Below are 26,235 nucleotides of genomic sequence, written 5' to 3'. Positions count from 1 at the left end.
GAAAGCGGTGCGCAACCAAGTTGGTATGGACCAATCGAGGTGTCAAGGGGCTACGCCATGATTGGTCCAGACCGGTGGGGGTGTGGGCCGGGCTCTCGTACGGTCGGGCTCTCGTACGGCGGGGCTTTCGTGCGGCAGGGCCTAGGCCGGGGCGGTGGCCGCAGCGGCGGCACCCGCTTGCGACGCGCCCTCGGTTGCCGGCTCGGCCGCGTGGGCCGCGGGCGCGGGCATCGCCGGCAGCAGCACCCCGGTCTCCTCCGTGCGCTGCTGCGGCAGCGACACCGGGCGCAGCGGACGCGGCCCGGACACCACCGCGTAGTCCTGGCCCAGGAACGGCGGCTCGAACTCGCCCGGGTCCTCGCCGAGCGCCAACTGCACTGCCGCCCAAGGGGCGTTGATCCCGCACAGCGACAGCTGGTGCAGGCCGCCGGCCGGGCGCGTGTTGACGTCGAGCAGCACCGGCTGCTCACCGAACATCCGGAACTGGATGTTGGACAGGTAGTGCAGCCCGAAACCCCCCGCGATCAGCCGCGCGGGCGCCAGCCACCGTTCGTCGAGCGTGAAGCCGCGGCGGCGGCCGTTCTTGGTGCGGCCCACCGCCAGCCGGACCCGGTTGTCGGGGCCGGTCAGGCAGTCCACCGACACCTCCGGCTCCGCCAGACGCGGCATCACCAGCCAGTCGACCGGCTCGTCGGCCTCCCGCACCGCCGTCAGCGCCATGTCCAGCGGCACGTACGGCCCCGGGAAACCACTCAGATGCGTGAGGGAGAAGGGCGCGCGCGTGATCACCCGGAAGCCCACCCCGCCCGCACCGGCGGCCGGCTTGAAGCACGCCTTGTGCCCAGCCGCCTCCAACTCCTCGACGGCTGCGAGGAGTTCGTCCGCCGTGCGCACCCGCCGCCACGGCGGCACCGGCACGCCGACCGAGCTCATCGCCTCGTACGCGGTCGCCTTGTCCTCGAACACGGCGACGGCCTCGGGCGTCGGCGCCAGCAGCGCCGTACCGGCCGCGGCGAAATCGGCGCGGTGCGCCACGATCGCCGCCTGGTGCAGGCGCGGCACGAACACGTCGATGCCGCGCCGTGCGCACTGGTCCAGGGCGTACTCGACGTACCCGGCCGGGGACAGGCCCTCCGGCTCCAGGTCCGCGGTGTCGGCCGCGGCCAGCACGGGGGAGTCCGGGTCGCCGTGCGTGGCATGGATCTCGACCGCCCGGTCGCTGGGATTTCTCCGCAGCTGATCCATGAAGAACACGTTCTCCGCGTACGTGCGGTTGAGCCAGACGCGTACGCGAGAGAGCATGCAGGCCGCCTTTCGGGGATTTCGGGCAGGACTCAGCGGCCCGTGCCCGGGCAGGGTGGAAGGAGGGACACCGAACCGCCCTGCGCGAAGGGCGTTCATGGCGGTGGTGTTGGGGCGATCATACGGCTTTCAAACGGTCCGGCGTGCAACGCGAGTGTTACGGATTCACCGGTCCTGCCAACCCGCCCGGCCGGTACTGTGAAACGGGAGTTCGAGAAACAGGAGTTCGGGGCGTTTTCGTACTGTCGCGGATTGTCCTTGTCCGGTGTCCGCGAATGTGTTCTCGTGGTGTCACTGACATGATCGGAAGGGGCCAGGGTGGAGTCGACGGCCGGCGGGGCCGGGCAGTTACTGGCCATCAGCGACCTGCACATCGGGTACCCCGAGAACCGCGCGCTCGTCGAACAGATGCGCCCCGACTCGGACGAGGACTGGCTGATCGTGGCGGGCGACGTGGCCGAGACCGTCGCCGACATCCGCTGGGTCCTCGAGACCTTCACCGGCCGCTTCCGCAAGGTCCTGTGGTCCCCCGGCAACCACGACCTGTGGACCCACCCCCGTGAGACCGTCCCCCTGCGCGGCGTCCCCCGCTACGAGCACCTCGTCGAAGTGTGCCGCGAGCTGGGCGTGACGACCCCCGAGGACCCCTACCCCGTGTGGCACGGCCCCGGCGGCCCGGTGGTCGTCGCACCGCTGTTCCTGCTGTACGACTACTCCTTCCTGCCCGACGGGTGCGCCACCAAGGAGGAGGGCCTCGCCTACGCGCACGGCACCGGCATCGTGTGCAACGACGAGTACCTGCTGCACCCCGACCCCTACCCCAGCCGCGAGGCCTGGTGCCGGGCCCGGGTCGCCGCGACGGAACGCAGGCTGGCCGCGCTTCCCGAGGACCTGCCCACCGTCCTGATCAACCACTACCCGCTCGACCGGCACCCGATGGACGTCCTGTGGCACCCCGAGTTCGCCATGTGGTGCGGCACCGGGCTCACCGCCGACTGGCACCGCAGATTCCGCGTCGCCGCCATGGTCTACGGTCATCTGCACATCCCTCGGACGACCTGGCTCGACGGCGTCCGCTTCGAAGAGGTGTCCGTGGGATACCCCCGCGAGTGGCGCAAGCGCCCGGAACCACCGGGAAGGCTGCGCCGCATTCTGCCGATGGAGGTCGGATCCGGTGATCGAGGAGCTGCTTCCGGACTCGGTCGTGGCCGTGGAAGCGCACGGTGACGACGGACTCCGGGACGCCCCGCTCTACCCCGAGGAAGCGGCACTCATGACCCGGGCGGTGGCCAAGCGCCGCCGAGAGTTCTCCACCGTGCGCGCCTGCGCCCGGCTCGCCATGGAGAAGCTGGGCGTACCCGCGCAGCCCGTGCTGACCGGCGAGAGCGGCGCGCCGCGCTGGCCGGACGGGCTGGTCGGCAGCATGACCCACAGCGACGACTACTGCGCCGCCGCCCTCGCCCGCGCCGCCGACCTGGCCTCCCTCGGCATCGACGCCGAACCGCACGAGGTGCTGCCGGAGGAGGTCGTCTCCTACGTGTTCCTGCCCGCCGAGTCGAAGCGTCTGCGCCGGCTCGCGGAGGAACGGCCCGAGGTGCACTGGGACCGGATCCTGTTCAGCGCGAAGGAGTCCGTCTACAAGGCCTGGTTCCCGCTGACCGGCCAGTGGCTGGACTTCTCCGAGGCCGACATCGAGATCGTCCCCGAGCCCGGCCCGGGCCCGCAGGGCCGCCTGCACGCCGAACTCCTCGTGCCGGGGCCTTGGGTGGGTGGCCGGCGCGTCGGCCGGTTCGAGGGGCGTTGGAGCATCCGGCGCGGAGTGGTCACCACGGCGGTCGTGGTGCCGCATACCTGAGCGTGCCCCCTGAGCGTGCCTCTTGAGCGTGCCCCCTGAGCGTGCTCGCTGCGGGCGTTGACGGCGTGCGGCCGGGGGCGCCGGCCACGCGGCCGGCGCCGGGCCGGGGCCGTCAGGTCGGGGGGCACCAGCCGTGCAGCAGCCGGAAGAACTGCTCCTCGTTGCCCGCGAGTCCGGCGTCCGACAGCGCCCGCTCCGCCTCGGCGAGCACGGCGGGCGGGACCACGACCGGACAGGCCCCGCCGGGTGGGCCGTCCAGGGCGGCGCGCACGGTGTGCAGCAATCGCAGATAGGCCTGGACGGCGGCGCGCTCGCGGTCGGTCAGTACGGCGGTGGGCATCGGTCGGCTCTCCCCGTCGGGCGTCACGGTCACGCACTTGGCAGCGCGTACGCCGCACAGGTCGGCGGCGCACCTCCAGCTTGCCGTCCACCACTGACAACGCCGCCCCACCGCGCGGCGCTCCGCCCGGCCGAGGCGTGATCCGATCAGCCCTGCGGCCCGAGATACCCCAGTGACGCCTCGATGCGGCCCGCCACGTCGTCCCGCTGGACGGGGCCGCGCAGCGAGGAACCGGCGAGCCACGTGCGGCACTTGCTGGCCAGGAGCAGTCCGAAGGTCTCGGCCTCCCGTTCCTCGGCGAGGTCGAAGCGGGTCCGGGCGGCCACTTTGTGCACGGTGGCCTCGAGGGCCTGCTGGTCGGGGGCGTCGCCCAGCAGCCGCGCGGCCACCTCCACGCCGTCGACGTGGTGGCCGCTGTGATCGGCCTGCATGTGCCACAGCTCGTGCCCGAGGATGACCAGCTGGTGGTCGGGCGCGGTGCGTTCCTCGACGACGATCAGGTCACGGTCGGCCATGTCGAGCCACAGCCCGCTGGCGGTGCCGGGCGGGAAGCCGGCCGCCCGGAACACCACGGGCCGGCCGCGGCGGCGGCTCATCGCGTCGCACAGCGCCGTGTACAGGTCGTGCGGCCGCACCGGTGCGGGAAGGGTCAGTTCGGTGACCAACTCGCCGCACAGGCGGCGCATCTCCCTGGCGATGCCCACTCTTCTCCCTCGGTTCACGGCTGGTCACGACTCGGGGCGCTTGACGCTCTCCAGGAGCATGTCCAGCCACTCCGCGACCTTGTCGCGGTGCTGGTCGGTGGGCAGCTGCGCGGCCCGCCAGGCGATCCCCCGGACACCGTGATCCTGCAACAGCCGCTCCAGCGGATCCTCGGCGGCCTCGGCCGCCGCCCGCTCGCGGTCGGCGAGCTTTTGGAGCAGCTCCTGCTCGGTGCGCTGAAGCGCACCCGCGAGGGCCTCGGGGTCCTCCGCCGTGAGGAAGCCGGCGTGCACCCGGAAGAAGCGCTGGAGTGCGTCGCAGTGCTCCATCGTGGGACGCCGGTCACCGTTGATGAGAGCGCCCGCCTGCTGCCGGGACATGCCCGCGCCGTCGGCGATCTCCTGCTGGGTGTGCTTCCGCCCGTTCGGCTTCAGCCGGGTGCGGCGCAGCAGGTCCAGGCGCTGGAGGAACCGTGCCTGCACATCGCGCTCGCCCGCGGGCCGGCCGCCGAGCAGGGCCCTGACCACGGGCTCGGGGACGCCGCAGCCGACGGACAGCCGTCTGACGTCGAAGACCTCCGCGTGCGGCACACCGAGCCGGTCGGCGAGCGCGGTGACGCGGGCGACGACGGCCGGCAGCCGGTCGGTCGCCGTGGCGCCCGGATCCTCGTAGCCATCCGTCACCGACAGATCTCCTACGTCTCTCAGAGGCTCAACACGAGGCTCATCACAAACGGTCGCTGTGAACTTCCCGGAGAGTAGCGGGTCGTTCGAACTCACATCCAGGTCTCGCCACAACTGTGGCCAATTTCAGCCGTCAACAGGCATGAAATGCCACGATAGTTGACATCACTCTTCTCGGGGCAGCAGGATCAGGGCGCCGCGTGAAGGCCGCATAGGCAAGAGGGGTGACCTCCCGATGGCACATCAGGCAGGAGGGCAGCGGCCGGCGCCGCGGCCCGTCCCCGAGGGTCTCGAGGCCCAGGCGTATCTCCAGGACTACGCCACGCTCCTGGAGGCCGGCCCCTTCCCGTCCTTCGTCGTGGACCACCGCTGGGACGTCGTCCTGGCCAACAGCGCCTTCGAGACACTTTTCCGGGGCGTCGGCCCGCATCCGACGGCGATGCCGGGCGACAACTTCCTGAGGTTCGTCCTGTTCCACCCGGACGCCGGCACGGTCCTCGGCGAGCACGAGCCGAGCTGGTGCCTGCCGATGCTGGCGCACTTCAAGGCCGCCTGGGAGCACGGCGCCCACGACCACGGGCTCCAGGCGATCCGCCGGGACATTGCCCAGGACCCCCTGATGGAGGCCGCCTTCCGGCAGGGCCTGCCCCACTGGCTCCGCGCCGTCGGCGAGGACGCCGGCGAGCCCGACGGCGCCGTCCGCCCGCTGCTGCACCCCGACCCGCGCTGGGGCGCCACCGAGTGCCGGATCGTCGTCGAGACCCCGAGGACCCTTCAGGCCCTCGGCTACACCCGCCTCACCCTGGTGCTGCGCGACTCCCGCCGCCCCGCCGCGGCCCCGCGCCGCCCGCGCCGCGCCCGCGCCGCGGCGAGTCATCTGACCGTGGTCGCCGCACCGGAGGCCTGACCCGGCACCGCCGGCGTTCAGGTCGCCGACGGCGCCGGGCCGGACCCCGCGTGGATCTCACCCCGCTCCCACCACCAGCACCAGGGGTACACCCCGGCAGGGCACCAGGCGTGAGCCGCCGAGCGTCTGCGTCCGCGCCCGCCCCAGTACGGCGGCGAAGTCCGGCCCCTTCGTGAGGGACCCGGCGAGGTGTGCCGGGTCCGCGGAGGCCGCCACCCGGCCCCGGGCGTTGACCAGGTGGGCGGGCCCGGGAAGCCCACGCAGCAGCGGCAGTACGGCCGCCTCGAAGTGCCGCAGGTAGACGTCCGCCGCGGCCACCCCCGCGAACCGGCCCGCCACCGTCACCGGCGCGGACAGCGTGAGGCTGTACTCGTCGGAGCAGAGGTAGTCGACGTACGGCCCGGCCACCGCCCGCCGCCCGGTGTCGCGGGGCAGGGCGAACCAGTCCCAATGCGTGTAGTCGGAGTACGCCGACTGGTCCGGGTCGAGCTCGGGCAGCAGCGGTCGTACATCCCCATCGGCGTTCGTCTGCCACCACTCCAGCCACCCCGGCACATCCGCGAGGAGTCCGGGCGCGGCGATGAAACCGACCCCGGAGACCAACTCGTCCCGGGTCAGCCGCAGATGCAGTCCCGGGCGCAGCGCCGCGAGGTCGGCGGTGGCGGGCCGGCGCCCCTCGGCGGCGACCCGGGCCAGAGCTGCGGCCGTATCGGCGCGGGTCTCCGCGACGGCGTCGAACACCGCCTCCAGCCAGCGGCCCACCTGTGCGGAGACGTGTTCCTCGGCGGTGCCGGCCGGTGTCGTGGCCGCCGCGCCGACGAGGCCGGGGCTCTGGCTCATGCGCACTCCAGCGGACGGGACCGTACGGCCGCCCTAAGGGCCCCGAACAGGATGGGCGCCCGGCTCGCGACGCCTGGCACGCACGCTCGCCGCGTTGCCGAAAGGCCCTAGTAGCTCCGCTACAAGGACCTTCCGGCGCCTTGCGATCGCACGCACCAGACGCCACGAGCTGATCGGACTCCCATCCTGTTCAGGGCCCTACAGCGTCATGCGCAGGGCGATGAGCCGCGCCGCCGACTCCCGGACGCACCGTTCGGCCAGCGTGCGGGCCGTTTCGTGGGCCCCATCCTGCACGGCCGAGATCACGGACCGGTGACGGTCCGCCACTTCTCCACGATATTCGTCGTCGCCGAGCACAAGGCACAGCAGCGCCCCGACCTCCGTCTGAAGCGCGACCTGCTCCCGGGTGAGCCGGGCCGACTGCGCGGCCGCCGCCAGCTCCACGTGGAACCTGCCGTACACCCGGCTGCGCGCCGCCGTGTCCGCGGAGCCCGCCAACTCCTCCACCGTACGGCGCAGTTGTGCGAGGTCGCCGGATTCCGTGCGGTCGGCCGCAAGCCGGGCCGCGGTGCCGGACAGGGCGGCCCAGTGGTCGCCGAGGTCGCGCAGCTCCTCGGTGCTCCAGCCGCGCAGCCGGACCCTCAGGCGCTCCTCGCCCGGGACGTCGGGCAGCGAGACGAAGCTGCCGCCGCCGCGGCCCCGGCGGGTGGTGACCAGGCCCTGCTGCCGCAGCGCCATGAGCGCCTCCCGCAGGGTCACCGTCGACACGCCGAGCCGCCCGGCCAGCTCGCTCTCGCCGGGCAGCTGCTCGCCGTCGGCGAGCAGTCCGAGCTCTATGGCGTCGCCCAGCCGGTGGACGACCGCCTCGACGCGCGCCAGGTTGTCGACCGGCGCGAAGACGGCTCTGCGAGCGCCGCCGTCAGTCGGTTGCTTCACGGCCACCACCTTGCACGTTGACTCAAGCTTTACCCCAGCGGGGACTTGAGCTTTGAACTATGGGTTCATATCTTTCCTGACAACGTAAGCGAGCGCCAGAAAGGTTCCCGCCCATGGAGGGAAGCGCGATCCGGCTGGAGGGGCTCACGAAGTCGTTCGGGGAGACGACCGCCGTGGCCGGGGTCGACCTGGAGATCCGGGACGGGGAGTTCTTCTCCATGCTCGGCCCCTCCGGCTCGGGCAAGACGACTGTTCTGCGTCTCATAGCCGGCTTCGAGACCCCCACCGAGGGCCGGATCGAACTCGCCGGGCGGGAGGTCACCCGGCTCGCCCCCTTCGAGCGGGACGTGCACACCGTCTTCCAGGACTACGCCCTCTTCCCGCACATGACCGTCGAGCAGAACGTCGCCTACGCCCTCAAGGTCCGGGGGGTGCCCAAGGCCGAGCGTCTCGTCCGCGCCCGCAAAGCCCTCGCCGAGGTCCGCCTCGACGGTTACGGCAAGCGGCGCCCGGACCGGCTCTCCGGCGGCCAGCGCCAGCGCGTCGCCCTCGCCCGCGCCCTGGTGGGCCGCCCACGGGTGTTGCTGCTCGACGAACCGCTCGGCGCCCTCGACCTCAAGCTGCGCGAGCAGATGCAGGTCGAACTCAAGGCGCTCCAGCGCGAGGTAGGCATCACCTTCGTCTTCGTCACCCACGACCAGGAGGAGGCCCTGACGATGAGCGACCGCATCGCCGTCTTCCACCAGGGCCGCATCGAACAGGTCGGCACCCCGGCCGAGATCTACGAGCGCCCCGCGACCGGCTTCGTCGCCTCCTTCGTGGGCATCTCCAACCTGCTCGCCGGCGAGTCCGCCCGGCGCATCACCGGCACCCCGGGCACCTACAGCGTCCGCCCCGAGAAGATCCGCGTGCTGAAGGAGTCCGCCGACGTGGACGAACCCGGCCACGCCACCGCCACCGGCACCGTCGCCGAGGTCGTCTACCTGGGCGACAGCACCCGCTTCCTGGTCGACCTCGACGCCGGCGGCCGCCTCACCGCGCTCCAGCAGAACCTGGAGACCTCCGCGGAGGACGTCGCCGCCTACCGCGGCAGACGGGTCCGCCTCCGATGGGACCGCCGCCACACGATCCAGGTCCCGGACGCCAACTGACCGTTCGTCACACAGGGAGTACCTCGTGCGCCTCACCCGAACCCTTCAGATCGCGGCCGCCGCCGCACTGCTGGTGGCCGCGTCCGCCTGCGGCTCCTCCGGCTCGGGGGGCTCCTCGGCCGGCGGCCTCAACCCGCCCGACCTCAAGGCGCAGTCCGAGATCGGCACGACCGAGGGCCAGGTCAACCTGATCGCCTGGGCCGGCTATGTCGAGGACGGGTCCAACGACCCCAAGGCCGACTGGGTCAGCGGCTTCGAGAAACAAACCGGCTGTCAGGTCCACTCCAAAGTCGCGGCCAGCTCCGACGAGATGGTCAAACTCATGAAGACCGGCGAGTACGACGCCGTCTCCGCCTCCGGCGACGCGTCCCTGCGCCTCATCGCCGCCGGCGACGCGGCCCCCGTCAACACCTCCCTCGTACCCAACTACAAGGACGTCTTCAGCGGCCTGAAGAACGGCGCCTGGAACTCGGTGGACGGCAAGATGTACGGCATCCCGCACGGCCGCGGCGCCAACCTGCTGATGTACAACACCGACAAGGTCACCCCCGCGCCCACCTCCTGGTCGGCCGTCTTCGACGACGCGGCGAAGTACAAGGGGCACGTCACCGCGTACGACTCGCCGATCTACATCGCCGACGCGGCCCTCTACCTCAAGGCCACCAGGCCCGAACTGAAGATCAAGGACCCGTACGCGCTCGACCAGAAGCAGTTCGACGCCGCCGTGGCCCTGCTGAAGAAGCAGAACGCCAGCATCGGCGAGTACTGGAGCGACTACCTCAAGGAGATCTCCGCCTTCAAGAGCGGTGACTCGGTCGTCGGCACCACCTGGCAGGTCATCGCCGGCCTCGCCGCCTCCGAGGGAGCGAAGGTGAAGGCGTTCGTACCCAAGGAGGGCTCGACCGGCTGGTCCGACACCTGGATGGTGTATGCGAAAGCCAAGCATCCGAACTGTGCGTACAAGTGGCTGAACTGGATCGTCTCCCCGAAGGTCAACGCCCAGGTCGCCGAGTACTTCGGCGAGGCACCGGCCAACTCCAAGGCGTGCGCGGAGACCAGCGACAAGAACTTCTGCACCACCTACCACGCCGCTGACGAGGGCTACTGGAAGAACATCGCCTTCTGGAACACGCCCATCGAGCAGTGCCTCGACGGCCGTAAGGACGTCAAGTGCGTGCCGTACGCCAAGTGGGTCCAGGCCTGGACCGAGATCAAGGGCTGAGCCATGACCACACAGGCGCAGGCCGCCGGGCGGGGGACCGTCCGGCGGCTCGCCGGGACGCTGCACCGCCGGCCCCGGCTCAGGCTGGCCCTGCTGCTCACCGCTCCGCTGCTGTGGCTGGCCGTGCTCTACCTCGGCTCGCTGAGCGTCCTGTTCGTCTCCGCGTTCTGGACGACCGACTCCTTCACCTCCCAGGTGGTGAAGGTCTTCTCGACCGACAACTTCCACGCGCTGTTCACCACACCCGTCTACCGGCAGGTGATCCTGCGCAGCGTGGGCGTGGCCCTCGCGGTCACCGTCGTGTGCGCGGTGATCGCCTTCCCGCTCGCCTTCTACACCGCCCGGGTTGCCAGGCCCAAGTGGCGCCCGCTGCTCGTCGTCGCCATCCTCACCCCGTTGTGGGCGAGTTACCTGGTGAAGGTGTACGCCTGGCGGCTGATCCTCTCCGAGGGCGGGCTCGCCGACTGGGTGCTGAAGCCGTTCGGCCTGAGCGGTCCGGGCTTCGGGCTGCCGGCGGCCGTGCTGACGCTCACCTACCTCTGGCTGCCGTACATGGTCCTGCCGGTCCACACGGCGCTCGTACAGCTGCCCGCCAACCTGCTGGACGCCTCCGCCGACCTCGGCGCGCGTCCGGGGCGCACCTTCCGGTCGGTCGTCCTGCCGATGGTGCTGCCGTCGGTGGCCGCCGGGTCCGTCTTCACCTTCTCGCTCAGCCTGGGTGACTACATCACCGTGCAGATCGTCGGCGGCAAGACCCAGCTGATCGGCAACCTCGTCTACTCCAACATCGAACTCAACCTGCCCATGGCCGCCGCGCTCGGCACGGTCCCGGTCGTCGTGATCGTGCTGTATCTGCTGGCGATGCGCCGCACGGGCGCGCTCAGCAGCCTCTAGAGAGAGGTTCGTCCGTATGCAGCTCTCGCGTTCCGCGCATATCGCGCTGCGCGTCGCCGCCGGTTTCGGCTTCGCGGTGATCTACGTGCCGTTGCTGCTGGTCCTCGTCAACTCCCTGAACCCGGACCGCAGCGCGAGCTGGCCGCCGCCCGGGCTGACCGCGCACTGGTGGTCGGTCGCCTGGGAGAACACGGGCGCGCGCGAGGCGCTGTGGACGTCGGTGAAGGCCGGCCTCGGCGCCACCGCCGTAGCCCTCGTCCTCGGCACGCTGATCGCGTTCGCGGTGGCCCGGTACCGCTTCTTCGGCCGGGACGCCGTCTCCTTCGTCGTCGTCCTGCCGATCGCGCTGCCCGGCATCGTCACGGGCATCGCCCTCAACTCCGCCTTCGGCACGGTCCTCGCACCGCTCGGGATCGGCCTCGGCCTGTTCACCGTGATCGTCGGCCACGCCACCTTCTGCATCGTGGTGGTCTTCAACAACGTCGTCGCCCGGCTGCGCCGCACCTCCGGCTCGTACGAGGAAGCAGCCATGGACCTGGGCGCGAACACCTTCCGCGCCTTCGCCGACGTCACCTTCCCGCTGGTGCGCTCGGCGCTGTTCGCGGGCGGGCTGCTCGCGTTCGCGCTGTCCTTCGACGAGATCGTGGTGACCACCTTCACCGCCGGGCCCGGTATCGAGACGCTGCCCATCTGGATCTTCGAGAACATGACCCGGCCGCAGCAGGCGCCTGTCGTGAACGTGGTGGCGGCGGTTCTCGTGCTGCTGTCCGTCGTGCCGATCTACGTCGCTCAGCGGCTGTCGGCGGACACGGCGACAGGGAGCAGGGTCTGACCCCCCGCATCGAACCGGACGACGGACGCGAGCAGACCTGATCTACGCAAGCTGTTTGCGTTCCTTGCGCTAGTCTTGCGTTCATGACACGGCGACTTGCGGAAGTGGCGAAGAAGGTCGGGGTCAGCGAGGCCACGGTCAGCCGGGTGCTGAACGGCAAGCCCGGAGTCTCCGATGCCACCCGGCAGGCGGTGCTGTCCGCCCTGGACGTCCTCGGCTACGAACGGCCCACGCAGCTGCGCGGCGAACGCGCCCGGCTCGTGGGCCTGGTGCTGCCCGAGCTGCAGAACCCCATCTTCCCGGCGTTCGCCGAGGTCATCGGTGGCGCGCTGGCCCAGCTCGGCCTCACTCCGGTGCTGTGCACGCAGACCAAGGGCGGGGTCTCCGAGGCCGACTACGTGGCCCTGCTGCTCCAACAGCAGGTGTCCGGCGTGGTCTTCGCCGGCGGCCTGTACGCGCAGGCGGACGCGCCGCACGACCACTACCGGCTGCTCGCCGACCGCAGCATCCCGGTCGTCCTGGTCAACGCGGCCATCGAACACCTCGGCTTCCCCGGCGTCTCCTGCGACGACGCGGTCGCCGTGGAGCAGGCCTGGCGGCACCTCGCCTCCCTCGGGCACGAACGGATCGGCCTGGTGCTGGGACCCGGGGACCACATGCCGTCGGCACGCAAGCTGGCCGCGGCGCGGGTGATCGCCGGCGAGCTGCCCGAGGAGTTCGTCGCGCGGGCCATCTTCTCCGTCGAGGGCGGCCACGCGGCGGCCTCCCGGCTGATCGACCGGGGAGTCACGGGCATCATCTGTGCCAGCGACCCGCTGGCGCTGGGGGCGGTCCGGGCCGCCCGCCGCAAGGGGCTCGGCGTCCCGTCACAGATCTCGGTCGTCGGCTACGACGACTCCGCGCTCATGAACTGCACCGAACCCCCGCTCACCACCGTCCGCCAGCCCATCGAAGCCATGGGCAGGGCCGCGGTCGAGTTGCTGAACGCCCGGATCGCGGGCTCCGCCGTACCGGCCGAGGAGCTGCTGTTCGAACCGGAACTGGTGGTGCGCGGGTCGACCGCGCAAGCGCCTCGTAGCTGAGATCCACTCGACTGTCGAATAATTACAGATTACGCGCGACATCTTGCGGAAGGGTGTCGGCGGTGCTTGAGTGTGCGGCGCCCACTGCTCCTGCCCAGAGGGGTCCACCGATGAGAAGCACCGGGTTCCGCCGTACCCTCGTCGCGATCGGCGTCTGTTCCTCCCTCGCCCTCACCGCCTCCGCCTGCGGATCGGGCGACGAATCGGCGAGCGGCAAGACCCGCATCACCGTCAACTGCGAGCCGCCCAAGAGCGCCAGGACCGACCGGAGGTTCTTCGAGGAGGACCTCGCCTCCTTCGAGAAGCAGAACCCGGACATCGACGTCGTCGCCCACGACGCCTTCCCCTGCCAGGACCCGAAGACGTTCGACGCCAAGCTCGCCGGCGGGCAGATGGAGGACGTCTTCTACACGTACTTCACCGACGCCCGGCACGTGGTCGACATCAGGCAGGCCGCGGATCTCACACCGTACGTCAAGGAGTTGAAGAGCTACGGCACCATCCAGAAGCAGCTGCGCGACATCTACACCGCCGACGGGAAGGTGTACGGCATACCGCGTACCGGCTACTCGATGGGACTGATCTACAACCGCGCGCTCTTCCAGAAGGCGGGCCTCGACCCCGACAAGCCGCCGGCCACCTGGGGCGAGGTCCGCGCCGACGCCAAGCGGATCGCCGCGCTCGGCGGCGGCACCATCGGCTACGCCGACTACAGCGCCCAGAACCAGGGCGGCTGGCACTTCACCGCCGAGCTGTACTCCCAGGGCGGCGACGTCGTCAGTGCCGACGGCAAGAAGGCCACGATCGACACCCCCGAAGGCCGGGCCGTCCTGCGCAACCTCCACGACATGCGCTGGACGGACGACTCCATGGGCAGCAAGCAGCTGCTCGTCATCAACGACGTCCAGCAGACGATGGGTTCGGGCAAGCTCGGCATGTACCTCGCCGCACCCGACAACCTCCCCATCCTGGTGAAGGAGAAGGGCGGCAACTACAAGGACCTCGCCATCGCCCCCATGCCCGGCGGCAAGGGCACACTCATCGGCGGCGACGGCTACATGTTCAACAAACACGACACGCCCGCCCAGATCCACGCCGGCCTGAAGTGGCTCGACCACATGTTCCTCACCCCCGGCGACGGCTTCCTCGGCGACTACGCGCGCGCCAAGAAGAACGACGCCCCCGTCGGCCTGCCCGAGCCGCGCCTGTTCACCGGTGCCGCCGACGCCAAGGACCAGCAGGTCAAGAAGGCCAACGCGAACGTGCCGGTCGAGAACTACCAGGCCTTCCTCGACGGCAATCAGCAACTGGAGATGAAGATCGAGCCGCCGGACGCCCAGCAGCTCTACTCCGTCCTCGACGGCGTCGTCTCCGCCGTCCTCACCAAGAAGGACGCGGACCTCGACCAGCTCCTCCGGGACGCCTCAGGCAAGATCGACGGCATCCTCGCCCGGGGCTGACACCGATGACCAAGACGGCTCAGCGGCGCCCCGCCGAGGCGGTCGCCGTCCACCCGGTACAGGCGCCGCCCCCGGCAGGGGACCGGAGGCGGCGCCGCCTGGCCGACCAGGCCCGCGCCTACGCCTTCCTCCTCGGCGGACTCCTCTGCTTCGCCCTGTTCTCCTGGTACCCGGCGATCCGCGCGGTCGTCATCTCCTTCCAGAAGTACACCCCGGGCTCTTCGCCCGAGTGGGTCGGCACCGCCAACTACACCCGCGTCCTGCACGACCCGGAGTTCGCGGCGGCCTGGCGCAACACGCTCACCTTCACCGTGCTGGCCCTGCTCATCGGCTTCGCGATCCCCTTCGTACTCGCCCTGGTGCTCAACGAACTGCGGCACGCTAGGGCCTTCTTCCGGGTCGTGGTCTACCTGCCGGTGATGATCCCGCCGGTGGTCAGCGCCCTGCTGTGGAAGTGGTTCTACGACCCCGGGGCCGGCCTCGCCAACGAGGCGCTGCGCTCGCTGCACCTGCCCACCTCGAACTGGTCCAACGGCGCCGACACCGCCCTCGTCTCCCTCGTCATCGTCGCGACCTGGGCGAACATGGGCGGCACGGTACTGATCTACCTCGCCGCGCTTCAGTCCATCCCCGGCGAGCTGTACGAGGCGGCGGAGCTGGACGGCGCGGGCCTCCTCCAGCGCATACGTCATGTGACGATCCCGCAGACCAGGTTCGTGGTCCTGATGCTGATGCTCCTTCAGATCATCGCCACCATGCAGGTCTTCACCGAGCCCTTCGTCATCACGGGCGGCGGACCGGAGAACGCCACGGTCACCGTGCTCTACCTCATCTACAAGTACGCCTTCCTCTACAACGACTTCGGCGGCGCCTGCGCGCTCAGCGTGATGCTGCTCGTCCTGCTCGGCCTGTTCTCCGCCGTGTACCTGCGGCTGACCCGGTCCGGAGAGGGGGAGGCATGAGCACCCGGACCCTGGTGTCCCCGGCGGCGCACGCCCGGCCGTATGGGAAGATCGTCTACTGGATGGTGTTCACCGTCGTCCTCATACTGTTCGCGCTCGCCTTCCTCTTCCCCGTCTACTGGATGGTGACGAGCGCGATGAAGTCCCCCGACGAGGTGGCGCGGACCCCTCCCACGCTCGTACCGCAACACTGGCACCTCGGCGGCTACACCGACGCCTGGGACCTGATGCAGCTCCCGCGGCACCTGCGGAACACGGTGGTCCAGGCGGCCGGGGCCTGGCTGCTGCAACTGGTGTTCTGCACGGCCGCCGCCTACGCCCTGTCCAAGCTGCGGCCCGCCTTCGGCAAGGTGATCCTCGGCGGCATCCTGGCCACCCTGATGGTCCCGGCCCAGGCACTGGTCGTACCCAAGTACCTGACCGTCGCCGACCTGCCCCTGATCCACACCAGCCTGCTCAACGACCCCCTCGCCATCTGGCTGCCCGCGGTCGCCAACGCCTTCAACCTTTACCTGCTCAAACGGTTCTTCGACCAGCTGCCGCGCGACGTGCTGGAAGCCGCCGGGATAGACGGCGCAGGGCAGCTGCGGATCCTGTGGTCGATCGTGCTGCCCATGTCGCGGCCCGTACTCGGCGTGGTGTCGATCTTCGCGCTGGTCGCGGTGTGGCAGGACTTCCTGTGGCCGCTGATGGTCTTCTCCGACACGGACCAGCAGCCGATCAGCGTGGCCCTGGTCCAGCTGTCGCAGAACATCCAGCTGACCGTGCTCGTCGCCGCCATGGTGATCGCCAGCATCCCGATGGTCGCGCTGTTCCTCGTCTTCCAGCGGCACATCATCGCCGGGATCAGCGCGGGCAGCACCAAGGGCTGACGCCGCCCTCCTGACCGAGACAGAAAGGCAAGCACCGTGGGACAGCCCAGCCATGCCCGGACCCCCGACCAGTGGTGGCGCTCCGCCGTCATCCACCAGGTGTACGTCCGCAGCTTCGCGGACGGCGACGGCGACGGCACCGGGGACCTCGCCGGCGTCCGCGCCCGGCTCCCGTACCTCGCCGAACTCGGCGTCGACGCCCTGTGGTTCACGCCCTGGTACCTGTCACCCATGAAGGACGGCGGCTACGACGTCGCCGACTACCGCGCGATCGACCCGGCCTTCGGCACACTCGCCGAGGCGGAGAAGCTGATCGTGGAGGCCCGCGAACTCGGCATCCGCACCATCGTCGACATCGTCCCCAACCACGTATCCGACCAGCACGTCTGGTTCCGCCAGGCCCTCACCGGCGGCCCCGAACGGGCCCTGTTCCACTTCCGCCCCGGACGCGGCGACCGCGGCGAACTGCCGCCCAACGACTGGCGGTCGCAGTTCGGCGGTCCCGCCTGGACCCGCGTCGACGACGGCGACTGGTACCTCCACCTGTTCGCACCCGAGCAGCCCGACCTCAACTGGGCCCACCCGGCCGTCCGCCGGGAGCACGAGGACATCCTGCGGTTCTGGTTCGAACGGGGTGTGGCCGGCGTCCGCATCGACTCCGCCGCCCTGCTGGTCAAGGACCCCCGACTGCCGGACTTCACCGAGGGCCGCGACCCGCACCCGTACGTCGACCGCGACGAACTCCACGACATCTACCGGGCCTGGCGGGCGATCGCCGACGAGTACGGCGGTGTCTTCGTCGGGGAGGTCTGGCTCCCGGACGCCGAACGCTTCGCCCGCTATCTGCGCCCCGACGAACTGCACACCGCCTTCAACTTCTCCTTCCTGACCTGCCCCTGGGAGGCAGCACGCCTCAGGACGTCCATCGACGAGACGCTCGCCGAACACGCGCCGGTCGGCGCCCCCGCCACCTGGGTGCTCTGCAACCACGACGTGACGCGCACGGTCACCCGTTACGGCCGCGACGACACCGCCTTCGACTTCGCGACCAAGGCCTTCGGCACCCCGACCGACCTCGCCCTGGGCACCCGCCGCGCCCGCGCCGCCGCCCTGCTGTCCCTGGCCCTGCCCGGATCGGTGTACCTGTACCAGGGGGAGGAACTGGGGCTGCCCGAGGCCGAGATCCCCGTCGAGCGCATCGAGGACCCGATGCACTTCCGCTCCGGCGGCGCGGATCCCGGCCGCGACGGCTGCCGGGTGCCGCTGCCGTGGGCGGCGGGGGAACCGTACGCGGGCTTCGGTTCCCGTGCGGAGCCGTGGCTGCCGCAGCCGGCCGGCTGGTCGTCGTACGCCGTCGACCGCCAGACCCTTGATCCCGGCTCGATGCTCACCCTCTACCGCGAGGCGATCAGGATCCGCCCGGTGTTCGGCGACGGCCCGCTCACCTGGCTGCCCACGCCCGACGGGGTGCTCGCCTTCACCCGCGCCGAGGGCGTCCTGTGCGTGGTGAACCTGGCCGACACGCCCGCCGGCCTCCCCGCCCACACCGAACTCCTCCTCGGCAGCGCGCCGTTGGACCCCGACGGCCGACTGCCGAAGGACACGGCGGTCTGGCTGCGCGCCTGAGACCGCACCTCGCTATCCCCACCCCCACCATGAAGGGATCAGCACATGCGCAGAAGTGTCAGGAGCATGCCAGCCGCGACCGTCGTCGCCCTCACCGCCGGTCTGCTGACCACGGCCGTACCCGCCGCCCACGCGGCGGCCGGCGCCACCCTCCCCTTCACCTCGGTCGAGGCCGAGTCGGCGACCACCACCGGCACGAAGATCGGCCCCGACTACACCCAGGGCACCCTCGCCTCCGAAGCCTCCGGCCGTCAGGCCGTGCGACTCGACTCCGGGCAGCGCGTCGAGTTCACCGTGCCGCGTGCATCCAATGCGGTGAACATTGCATACAGTGTTCCGGACGGTCAGTCCGGCACGCTCGACGTGTACGTCAACGGCACCAAGCTGGCGAAGACCCTGCCGGTCACCTCCAAGTACTCCTACATCGACACCGGCTGGATCCCCGGAGCCAGGACCCACCATTTCTACGACAACGCCCGCCTGCTGCTCGGCCGGGACGTCCAGGCGGGTGACAAGGTCGCCTTCCAGTCGACCGGCACCCAGGTCACCGTCGACGTCGCCGACTTCGAGCAGGCCGCCGCGGCCGCCGGCCAGCCCGCCGGATCGGTGTCGGTCACCTCCAAGGGGGCCGACCCCAGCGGCCAGGGCGACTCCACCCAGGCGTTCCGGGACGCCATCGCGGCCGCACAGGGAGGAGTGGTCTGGATCCCGCCGGGCGACTACCGGCTTTCGTCCTCGCTCAGCGGCGTACAGAACGTGACCCTCCAGGGCGCCGGCCACTGGTACTCCGTCGTGCACACCTCCCGCTTCATCGACCAGTCCAGTTCTTCCGGAGGCGTCCACATCAAGGACTTCGCGGTCGTCGGCGAGGTCACCGAACGCGTCGACTCCAACCCGGACAACTTCGTCAACGGCTCGCTCGGCCCGAACTCCTCGGTCTCCGGCATGTGGATCCAGCACATGAAGGTCGGCCTGTGGCTCATGGGCAACAACGACAACCTGGTCGTCGAGAACAACCGCATCCTCGACACCACCGCCGACGGACTCAACCTGAACGGCACCGCGAAGGGCGTCCGCGTCCGGAACAACTTCCTGCGCAACCAGGGGGACGACTCGCTCGCCATGTGGTCGCTGTACGCGCCGGACACGAACAGCAGCTTCGAGAACAACACCATCTCGCAGCCGAACCTCGCCAACGGCATCGCGATCTACGGCGGCACCGACATCGCCGTGAAGAACAACCTGATCTCCGACACCAACGCCCTCGGCAGCGGCATCGCGATCTCCAACCAGAAGTTCCTCGACCCCTTCAACCCCCTCGCCGGCACCATCACGGTGGACGGCAACACGCTTCAGCGCACCGGCGCCATGAACCCCAACTGGAACCACCCGATGGGCGCCCTGCGCGTCGACTCCTACGACAGCGCCATCGACGCCACGGTGAACATCACCAACACGACGATCACCGACAGCCCGTACAGCGCCTTCGAGTTCGTCTCCGGCGGCGGGCACGGCTACCCGGTCCGCAACGTCACCGTGGACGGGGCGACGGTACGCAACACCGGGACGGTCGTCGTCCAGGCCGAAGCCCAGGGCGCCGCCGGCTTCCGCAACGTCACGGCCACCTCGGTCGGCGCGGCGGGCGTCTACAACTGCCCTTATCCGTCCGGCTCGGGCGCCTTCGCACTGACCGACGGCGGTGGCAACTCCGGCTGGAGCAGCACCTGGTCGGACTGCTCCACCTGGCCCCAGCCCGGCCAGGGCAACCCGGACCCCGACCCGGGCCGCAACCTCGCCAAGGGCCGGCCGGCCACCGCCACCGGTTCTCAGGACGTCTACACGCCCGGCAAGGCGGTCGACGGCGACGCGAGCAGCTACTGGGAGTCCACCAACAACGCCTTCCCGCAGTCCTGGACGGTGGACCTCGGGTCCGCACAGGCGGTCCGCCGCCTGGTGCTGAAACTGCCGCCGTCGGCCGCCTGGGGCGCGCGCACCCAGACCATCACCGTGCTCGGCAGCACCGACGGCTCGAACTACTCGACCGTGGTCGGTTCACAGGGCTACCGGTTCGACCCGGCGACCGGCAACACGGCGGCCGTGTCCCTGCCGAGCGGCGCCAGCCTGCGCTACCTGCGGCTGACCGTGAGCGCCAACACCGGCTGGCCGGCGGGTCAGTTCAGTGAGGTGGAGGCGTACCTGACTCCGTGAGCACCGGTGCGCCGCGCTTCACCGTCCGGAAGCGCGGCGCGCACCGGGTCGCGCCTCAGAGATCGAGAACGAGCCTCCCGCCCCGGCACCGTGACACGCAGATCATCATGGTCTCCCCGGACGCCCGTTCGTCGTCGCTGAGCACCGAGTCCCGGTGGTCGGGGGTGCCCTCCAGCACGTCGGTCTCGCAGGTGCCGCAGGTGCCCTCGGTGCAGGAGTAGAGCACCTCCACGCCCGCGGCGCGCACGGTGTCGAGCACCGAGACACCCGCCGGGACCGTGAGCGTACGGCCGCTTCGGGCCAGCTCCACCTCGAACTCGCCGTCGTCGCCGTCCGGTTGCTCCTTCGGCTGGAACCGTTCCACACGCAGCACCCCGGCCGGGCACCGCTCCTCGACCGCGTCGAGCAGCGGCCCGGGGCCGCAGCAGTAGACCAGGGTGCCGTCGGGCAGGCCGTCGAGCACCGGACCGAGGTCCAGCAGCCCCGTCTCGTCCTGCGGGGCGATCGTCACCCGGTCCCCGTACCGCGCCAACTCCCCGGTGAACGCCATGGAACCGCGCGCCCGCCCGCCGTACAGCAGCGTCCACTCGGCGCCCGCCGCCTCGGCCGCGGCCAGCATCGGCAGGATCGGGGTGATGCCGATGCCGCCGGCGACGAACCGGTACCGGGCCGCGGGCTGGAGCGGGAAATGGTTGCGCGGCCCGCGCACCCGCACCTTGTCGCCCGGCCCCACCTGCTCGTGCACATACGCCGATCCGCCCCGCCCGTCCGGCTCGCGCAGCACCGCGACGCGCCACACGGCACGGTCGGCCGGATCGCCGCACAGCGAGTACTGCCGCTCCAGGTCCGGGCCGAGGAGTACGTCGACGTGGGCGCCCGGCTCCCAGGCGGGCAGCTCCTCGCCCAGCGGATGGCGCAGCGTGAGGGCGAGGACGCCGTCGGCGGCGGACTCCCGCCGCGCCACGACGAGTTCGGCTTCGTACACACTCATGTGCCGGCTCCTCGCGGCTGGTGTCCTTCGGGGTGGCCGAGCATCCACTCCCACATGGCGACCGGATCCTGGGCGGTGTGCTCGGCGCCGCAGTGACAGGTGCCGTGCAGGACGTCGGTGCCCGGCAGCCAGTCGATGCGGTACACCTCGCCGGTGGCGGCCCCGCGGGCGGGCGAGGTCACTGGACCTTCTCCACGGGCTTCTCGCCCTCCTCGACCAGCCGGGCGAGGATACGGCGGGCTGCCAGGCCGCCGGTGTCGATGTTGATGCTCAGCTCCTGGTAGCCGGTGCGCTCGGTGCCGAGCGTCCGCTGAAGCAGGTTGAGCGCGTCCACGTCCTGCATGACGACGGTGTGGTTGTTGCCCCGCAGGAACTCGGTGACCTCCTCGTCGTCGACCGCCCAGTCGCGGGAGACCATCCAGAAGTCGTACACATGACCGTCGGCGGACGGAGTGATCGCGTACGTGATCTCGGTGTGGAAGCCGTTCGGGTCGCTGCCGTCCGCCTCCGGCAGCACACCTACCGGGGCGATGCGGCTGTGCAGCAGGTAGAGGCAGGGCGCGTGGTACTCGATGTCCTGCCAGCGGGTGATCCGGCCGTCGATGCCGGTGGAGCGGGCGTAGAACGGCGGGCAGGCGGCGTCGTCCATGTGCCGGCTGACCCGTACGATGCCCGCGCCCTCGTCGACCTCCGTGGTGATCGGCGTCTCGGCGACCTCCGGGGTGCCGATGTAGCCGCCGTGCAGATACGTCTCGTGGGAGAGGTCGAGGAGGTTGTCGACGAGGAGACCGTAATCGGCGTCGATCGGCTCCATGCCGCGGACGGTGACCCAGCCGGGGGAGTCGAGGTGCCGGGCGCGCGGAATGGTCAGCGGGTCCGCGAGCGCCGCATCGCCGATCCACACCCACACCAGCCAGTCCTGCTCGACCACCGGGTAGGAGGCGACGCGTGCTGTGCGCGGTACGCGCTTCTGCCCCGGCACGTACACGCACGTACCGGTCGTGTCGTAGGTGAACCCGTGGTACCCGCACACGATCCGGTCGCCGTCGAGCCGGCTCCCGGACAGCGGGAAGCGGCGGTGCACGCACCGGTCGTGCAGGGCCACCGGCGTGCCCTCCTCCCCGGTGCGGTAGAGGACGAGCGGCTCACCGAGAATGGTCCGGCCCAGCAGTTCCTCGCGGCCGACCTCATGGCTGTAGGCGGCGACGTACCACTGGTTCCTGGCGAAGGCGGTTGTGTGCGGCATGGCGTTCCCGTCCCTGAGAGCGGGGCGCCCTCGCCCCGCGTGCCGTGGTCGGACTCAGGTTCGTGAGGGTTGCGGCCGGCCGGCAAGGCGGCTTCTGCCAGGCGGAAGGACGGTCCGAGCCGTTCCGGGTGTGCCGGCTCAGGCTCCCGTGGTGCCCTTCTCCCGGATGGCGGCGTACTGCGAGAGCAGCGCCTCGAGGTGTCCGGCCATGAAGGTGTAGTACTCCCGCATCTGGCGCAGCCGGTCCCGCTGGACGGCCGGCATTCCCGTGCCCTGCTCCTGCGCGCGTTCCGCGAGGGCGCGCGGTTGCGTGGTCGAGTCGACGATGTGCCGCAGGCAGCCGACTCAGGCGTCGTCCCTCCAGCGACAGACGAACTGCCGCCGACCGGGCTCCTTGTGGCGCTCCACGGTGCCGTTCTCGATGAGCAGCGTCACCCCGGCCGCCGACCGCGCGGTCCTCGACGGCGCCGTCGCGATGGCCTGGACGTGCGTGGACCTCGCCGGGGCGGCCGGGCCGTGACCGGAGGGTGCAAGAGCGTCATCGAAGGCGAGGGCGGCGGCGAGACCGAGGTGTCTCATCAGAGGTGATCGCATGGCCCGGGAGGCTAGGCAGACGGTGAACGCACCGTCTGCCCCTGCGCAAACAGCCGGTTCACAGGTCGGCCGGAAGTGTTCCTCTGGTGAAGGTCATGTGGTGCGTGCGTGGTGACGGCTCGTAGTTTGTATACACGCACGGTATTCGATGTACGGCGGACGACGGACGGCTGCGGCGGAGCGGGGCGGTGCCGGGCGGTGCGGCGCGGCCGTCGGGCGGTATTGGCGCGTACCGGACGGGCCGGGCCGGGGCCGGTGGCCGTCGCCCCTCCGTGCGGAGGGATGTTCTCGGCCAACCGCCGATTTCCGGCCCGGATCCGGGCGCGGGGACTTCTTGGTGAGGTCTTGGCCTCGTGTACGTTCGCCCGTCACATCTTCGCCACCGGGCCCTTCCCTGACGTTCGGTGCTCTTGGAACACTCGCACCGCGCATCATCCGTCACGTTCCGGCCATCCCGTACGCCAGGATGAGAGGTCCCTCAGCCATGCCCGAAGTCAACCGGCGTCGATTCTTCCAACTCGCGGGCGCCACCACGGCGTTCACCGCGCTGTCCAACAGCATCCAGCGCGCCGCCGCGCTGCCCGCCAACCACCGCACGGGGTCGATCGACGACGTCGAGCACATCGTCGTCCTTATGCAGGAGAACCGTTCCTTCGACCACTACTTCGGCTCACTCAGAGGCGTCCGCGGCTTCGGTGACCCGCGTCCGGTGACCCGCCCGGACGGCAAGCCGGTGTGGTACCAGTCGGACGGCACGAAGGACCTGCTGCCGTTCCACCCCGACGCCGACGACCTGGGACTCGCGTTCATCCAGGACCTCCCGCACGGCTGGAACGACGGCCACGCCGCCTTCGACCAGGGCAAGTACGACAAGTGGGTGCCGTCCAAGGGCTCCACGACCATGGCGTACCTGACGCGTGAGGACATCCCCTTCCACTACGCGCTCGCCGACTCCTTCACCATCTGCGACGCGTACCACTGCTCGCTCATCGGTTCCACCGACCCGAACCGCTACTACCTGTGGACGGGTTACACCGGCAACGACGGCAAGGGCGGCGGCCCGGTCCTCGGCAACGACGAGGCCGGCTACAGCTGGACCACCTACCCCGAGCGCCTGGAGAAGGCCGGGGTCTCGTGGAAGATATACCAGGACGTCGGCGACGGCCTCGACGCGAGCGGCTCCTGGGGCTGGATCCAGGACGCCTACCGCGGCAACTACGGCGACAACTCCCTGCTCTACTTCAAGCAGTACCAGGACGCGAAGCCCGGCGACCCGCTGTACGACAAGGCCCGCACCGGCACCGACGCCCGCAAGGGCGAGGGCTTCTTCGACCAGCTGAAGACCGACGTCAAGGGCGGCAAGCTGCCGCAGATCTCCTGGATCGTCGCCCCCGAGGCCTTCACCGAGCACCCCAACTGGCCCGCGAACTACGGCGCCTGGTACGTCGCCCAGGTCCTGGACGCCCTCACCGCCGACCCGAAGGTGTGGGCGAAGACGGCCCTGTTCATCACCTACGACGAGAACGACGGCTTCTTCGACCACGTGATCCCGCCCTTCCCGCCGTCCTCCGCCGCGCAGGGCATCTCGACGGTCGACGCCGGTCCCGACCTGTTCAAGGGCGACAGCGCCCATGTGGCCGGGCCCTACGGTCTGGGACAGCGCGTGCCGATGCTCGTCGTCTCCCCGTGGAGCAAGGGCGGTTACGTCTGCTCCGAGACGATGGACCACACCTCGGTCATCCGGTTCATGGAGCGCCGCTTCGGGGTGCACGAGCCGAACATCTCGCCCTGGCGGCGCGCCATCTGCGGCGACCTGACCTCGGCGTTCGACTTCTCCCGCACGGACACCCGGCCGGTCGCCCTGCCGGACACCGACGGCTACCGGCCCCCGGACCACGACCGCCACCCCGACTACGTGCCGGCCCCGCCCGCCAATCCGGCCCTGCCCAAGCAGGAGCGCGGGCACCGGCTCACCCGGCCGCTCAAGTACGCGCCCCTCGTGGATGCTTCGGCAGACGCGGCGACCGGCAAGGTCACGCTCACCTTCGCCTCCGGTGCCCACGCGGGCGCCGCCTTCCTCGTCACCTCCGGCAACCGCACCGACGGCCCCTGGAGTTACACCACCGAGGCCGGCAAGTCGGTCTCCGACACCTGGAACTCGGCGTACTCCGGCGGCGCCCACGACCTGGCCGTGCACGGCCCGAACGGCTTCCTGCGCGTCTTCAAGGGCTCCGGGAAGACCGCGGGAGCGGAGGTCACCGCCCGGCACAAGGGCGACGGCATCGAGCTCACCTTCACCAACCAGGGCTCCGGCACCGCCCGGCTGAAGCTGGCCAACGGCTACGGCGGACAGTCGCGGACGGTCACCGTACGGCCGGGGGCGCACGTCCGGCTCACCGTGGACCTCGCAGCGAGCCGTCGCTGGTACGACCTCACCGTCACGTCCGACACCGACCCGGCGTTTCTCCGCCGGCTCGCCGGACATGTCGAGAACGGGCACCCCGGTGTCAGCGACCCGGCGATCGCCGGGGAGTAAACGGACGATGAATACCGCAACGTGGGGACTGGTCAGGTACCGGTCAGCTCAGGGTAGTGTGCCCCGGTGACCACGCAATCGAACACTCCTGCAGGCTGGTACCCCGATCCGCACGGTGCGCCCCAGACGCTCCGTTACTGGGACGGTGCGCAGTGGACCGACCACACCAGCCCGGACCAGCGGGGCGCCCAGCCGGGCGTCCAGCAGGCCGCGCCGCAGGCCGCCCCGCACGCGGCCGTTCCGCAGCAGGCCGCCGGTGATGCCCGCGTGCAGCATCAGGTGCAGCAGCAGGCCGGAGTCGCCGCCGGCGGCCCCGGCGGCGGCACTCTGTTCACCGAGCCGGTCCTGGTGGTGAATCAGAAGGCCAAGCTGATCGAGGTGACCAACGAGTACAAGGTCATGGATCAGAACGGCAGGGAGATCGGCTCGGTCGTCCAGGTCGGTCAGGGGATCATCAAGAAGATCATTCGCTTCGTCTCCAGCCTCGACCAGTTCATGACGCACAAGCTGGAGATCCGCGACGCCTACGGCCAGCCGCAGTTGCTGCTGACCCGGCCGGGCAAGATCTTCAAGTCGAAGGTGATCGTGCAGCGCCCGGACGGCTCGCCGGTGGGTGAGATCGTCCAGCAGAACATGATCGGCAAGATCAACTTCGCGATGAACGCCGGTGGCCAGAAGGTCGGCGCCATCAAGGCGGAGAACTGGCGGGCGTGGAACTTCGCCATCGTCGACCACGCGGACAACGAGGTCGCCCGGATCACCAAGACCTGGGAAGGCCTCGCCAAGACGCTGTTCACGACCGCGGACAACTACGTTCTGCAGATCCACTACCAGCTGCCCGAGCCGCTGCTGAGCCTCGTGGTGGCGACGGCGCTGACCGTCGACACCGCGCTGAAGCAGGACTCGCGGGGTCTGGGCTGATTTTCGCCTACTGTATGCAGACGACGGCAGGCGGCGGCCGGTGTGCGCGGGGTTCCGTACGCACCGGCCGCCG

General features: G+C 70.5%; 25 protein-coding genes. 15 read left to right on the top strand and 10 right to left on the bottom strand.

Going from position 1 to position 26,235, the window contains the following annotated elements; all coding sequences use genetic code 11:
* Window positions 1–141: 141 nt before the first annotated feature.
* Complete coding sequence (locus tag ACWGJM_RS15750; protein WP_453412226.1) at window positions 142–1,302, bottom strand: ATP-grasp domain-containing protein; 1,161 nt, start codon at window positions 1,300–1,302, stop codon at window positions 142–144.
* Between the two features lie 318 nt (window positions 1,303–1,620).
* On the opposite strand from ACWGJM_RS15750, the gene ACWGJM_RS15745 reads away from it, so the two are divergent.
* On the top strand, window positions 1,621–2,529 hold the full coding sequence (locus tag ACWGJM_RS15745; protein ID WP_453412225.1) for a metallophosphoesterase family protein: 909 nt from the start codon (window positions 1,621–1,623) through the stop codon (window positions 2,527–2,529).
* Window positions 2,477–3,157 (top strand): 4'-phosphopantetheinyl transferase family protein, encoded by a 681-nt coding sequence (locus tag ACWGJM_RS15740; protein ID WP_453412224.1) that lies wholly within the window; start codon window positions 2,477–2,479, stop codon window positions 3,155–3,157. The genes ACWGJM_RS15745 and ACWGJM_RS15740 overlap by 53 nt, the downstream gene beginning before the upstream one ends.
* A 112-nt stretch (window positions 3,158–3,269) precedes the next feature.
* Here ACWGJM_RS15740 and ACWGJM_RS15735 read toward each other — a convergent pair whose 3' ends face one another.
* From ACWGJM_RS15735 to ACWGJM_RS15725, 3 genes are all read right to left on the bottom strand, one after another.
* Window positions 3,270–3,497, bottom strand: a complete 228-nt coding sequence (locus ACWGJM_RS15735; RefSeq protein ID WP_453412223.1) for a hypothetical protein — start codon at window positions 3,495–3,497, stop codon at window positions 3,270–3,272.
* 146 nt (window positions 3,498–3,643) lie between these two features.
* Entirely contained in the window at window positions 3,644–4,183 is a 540-nt protein-coding gene (locus ACWGJM_RS15730) for a toxin-antitoxin system, toxin component (protein ID WP_453412254.1), read from the bottom strand.
* Between the two features lie 42 nt (window positions 4,184–4,225).
* Window positions 4,226–4,882, bottom strand: a complete 657-nt coding sequence (locus tag ACWGJM_RS15725) for a helix-turn-helix domain-containing protein (protein ID WP_390734002.1) — start codon at window positions 4,880–4,882, stop codon at window positions 4,226–4,228.
* Window positions 4,883–5,117: 235 nt separating this feature from the next.
* Between ACWGJM_RS15725 and ACWGJM_RS15720 the strand changes: the two genes are divergently transcribed.
* Window positions 5,118–5,789: an MmyB family transcriptional regulator gene (locus ACWGJM_RS15720; protein WP_453412222.1), complete on the top strand. Its 672-nt coding sequence runs from the start codon at window positions 5,118–5,120 to the stop codon at window positions 5,787–5,789.
* A 57-nt stretch (window positions 5,790–5,846) separates the two neighbouring features.
* Here ACWGJM_RS15720 and ACWGJM_RS15715 read toward each other — a convergent pair whose 3' ends face one another.
* Together ACWGJM_RS15715 and ACWGJM_RS15710 are read right to left on the bottom strand one after the other, a co-directional pair.
* A complete protein-coding gene (locus ACWGJM_RS15715; protein ID WP_453412221.1) occupies window positions 5,847–6,629 on the bottom strand; it encodes a cache domain-containing protein in 783 nt (260 codons plus the stop codon).
* Window positions 6,630–6,827: 198 nt separating this feature from the next.
* Complete coding sequence (locus ACWGJM_RS15710) at window positions 6,828–7,574, bottom strand: FadR/GntR family transcriptional regulator (RefSeq protein WP_453412220.1); 747 nt, start codon at window positions 7,572–7,574, stop codon at window positions 6,828–6,830.
* Window positions 7,575–7,678: 104 nt separating this feature from the next.
* Here ACWGJM_RS15710 and ACWGJM_RS15705 point away from each other — a divergent pair, with 104 nt between their 5' ends.
* From ACWGJM_RS15705 to ACWGJM_RS15660, 10 genes are all read left to right on the top strand, one after another.
* Window positions 7,679–8,716, top strand: coding sequence for an ABC transporter ATP-binding protein (locus tag ACWGJM_RS15705; RefSeq protein ID WP_453412219.1), 1,038 nt, complete (start codon window positions 7,679–7,681; stop codon window positions 8,714–8,716).
* Window positions 8,717–8,741: 25 nt separating this feature from the next.
* Window positions 8,742–9,938: an ABC transporter substrate-binding protein gene (locus ACWGJM_RS15700; protein ID WP_453412218.1), complete on the top strand. Its 1,197-nt coding sequence runs from the start codon at window positions 8,742–8,744 to the stop codon at window positions 9,936–9,938.
* Window positions 9,939–9,941: 3 nt separating this feature from the next.
* Window positions 9,942–10,832, top strand: coding sequence for an ABC transporter permease (locus tag ACWGJM_RS15695; RefSeq protein ID WP_453412217.1), 891 nt, complete (start codon window positions 9,942–9,944; stop codon window positions 10,830–10,832).
* 16 nt (window positions 10,833–10,848) lie between these two features.
* Window positions 10,849–11,664, top strand: coding sequence for an ABC transporter permease (locus tag ACWGJM_RS15690; RefSeq protein ID WP_453412216.1), 816 nt, complete (start codon window positions 10,849–10,851; stop codon window positions 11,662–11,664).
* Window positions 11,665–11,747: 83 nt separating this feature from the next.
* Window positions 11,748–12,746, top strand: coding sequence for a LacI family DNA-binding transcriptional regulator (locus ACWGJM_RS15685; protein ID WP_453412215.1), 999 nt, complete (start codon window positions 11,748–11,750; stop codon window positions 12,744–12,746).
* A 110-nt stretch (window positions 12,747–12,856) separates the two neighbouring features.
* Entirely contained in the window at window positions 12,857–14,206 is a 1,350-nt protein-coding gene (locus tag ACWGJM_RS15680) for an ABC transporter substrate-binding protein (protein WP_453412214.1), read from the top strand.
* Between the two features lie 5 nt (window positions 14,207–14,211).
* Window positions 14,212–15,168 carry a carbohydrate ABC transporter permease gene (locus ACWGJM_RS15675; protein WP_453412213.1) on the top strand — a complete coding sequence of 319 codons (957 nt, stop codon included), beginning with the start codon at window positions 14,212–14,214 and terminating at the stop codon, window positions 15,166–15,168.
* Window positions 15,165–16,040: a carbohydrate ABC transporter permease gene (locus ACWGJM_RS15670; protein ID WP_453412212.1), complete on the top strand. Its 876-nt coding sequence runs from the start codon at window positions 15,165–15,167 to the stop codon at window positions 16,038–16,040. The genes ACWGJM_RS15675 and ACWGJM_RS15670 overlap by 4 nt, the downstream gene beginning before the upstream one ends.
* A 36-nt stretch (window positions 16,041–16,076) precedes the next feature.
* Window positions 16,077–17,666 carry a glycoside hydrolase family 13 protein gene (locus ACWGJM_RS15665; protein WP_453412211.1) on the top strand — a complete coding sequence of 530 codons (1,590 nt, stop codon included), beginning with the start codon at window positions 16,077–16,079 and terminating at the stop codon, window positions 17,664–17,666.
* Between the two features lie 66 nt (window positions 17,667–17,732).
* The gene (locus tag ACWGJM_RS15660; RefSeq protein ID WP_453412210.1) at window positions 17,733–19,874 is read left to right on the top strand and encodes a discoidin domain-containing protein; all 2,142 of its coding nucleotides are present in this window, start codon (window positions 17,733–17,735) and stop codon (window positions 19,872–19,874) included.
* 55 nt (window positions 19,875–19,929) lie between these two features.
* Here the strand turns inward: ACWGJM_RS15660 and ACWGJM_RS15655 are convergent, their stop codons facing one another.
* The 4 genes from ACWGJM_RS15655 to ACWGJM_RS15640 form a co-directional block, all read right to left on the bottom strand.
* A complete protein-coding gene (locus tag ACWGJM_RS15655; RefSeq protein WP_453412209.1) occupies window positions 19,930–20,865 on the bottom strand; it encodes a PDR/VanB family oxidoreductase in 936 nt (311 codons plus the stop codon).
* Entirely contained in the window at window positions 20,862–21,047 is a 186-nt protein-coding gene (locus ACWGJM_RS15650; protein WP_453412208.1) for a hypothetical protein, read from the bottom strand. The genes ACWGJM_RS15655 and ACWGJM_RS15650 overlap by 4 nt, the downstream gene beginning before the upstream one ends.
* Window positions 21,044–22,111, bottom strand: a complete 1,068-nt coding sequence (locus ACWGJM_RS15645; RefSeq protein WP_453412207.1) for an aromatic ring-hydroxylating dioxygenase subunit alpha — start codon at window positions 22,109–22,111, stop codon at window positions 21,044–21,046. The genes ACWGJM_RS15650 and ACWGJM_RS15645 overlap by 4 nt, the downstream gene beginning before the upstream one ends.
* Before the next feature lie 138 nt (window positions 22,112–22,249).
* Window positions 22,250–22,375: a hypothetical protein gene (locus ACWGJM_RS15640; RefSeq protein ID WP_453412206.1), complete on the bottom strand. Its 126-nt coding sequence runs from the start codon at window positions 22,373–22,375 to the stop codon at window positions 22,250–22,252.
* An 814-nt stretch (window positions 22,376–23,189) separates the two neighbouring features.
* On the opposite strand from ACWGJM_RS15640, the gene ACWGJM_RS15635 reads away from it, so the two are divergent.
* Together ACWGJM_RS15635 and ACWGJM_RS15630 are read left to right on the top strand one after the other, a co-directional pair.
* Complete coding sequence (locus ACWGJM_RS15635; RefSeq protein WP_453412205.1) at window positions 23,190–25,241, top strand: phosphocholine-specific phospholipase C; 2,052 nt, start codon at window positions 23,190–23,192, stop codon at window positions 25,239–25,241.
* A 66-nt stretch (window positions 25,242–25,307) separates the two neighbouring features.
* The gene (locus ACWGJM_RS15630; RefSeq protein ID WP_453412204.1) at window positions 25,308–26,162 is read left to right on the top strand and encodes a phospholipid scramblase-related protein; all 855 of its coding nucleotides are present in this window, start codon (window positions 25,308–25,310) and stop codon (window positions 26,160–26,162) included.
* Window positions 26,163–26,235 lie beyond the last annotated feature (73 nt).

The organism is Streptomyces sp. NPDC054834 (assembly GCF_053611185.1).
This window is presented reverse-complemented; position numbering and strand designations above follow the sequence as displayed.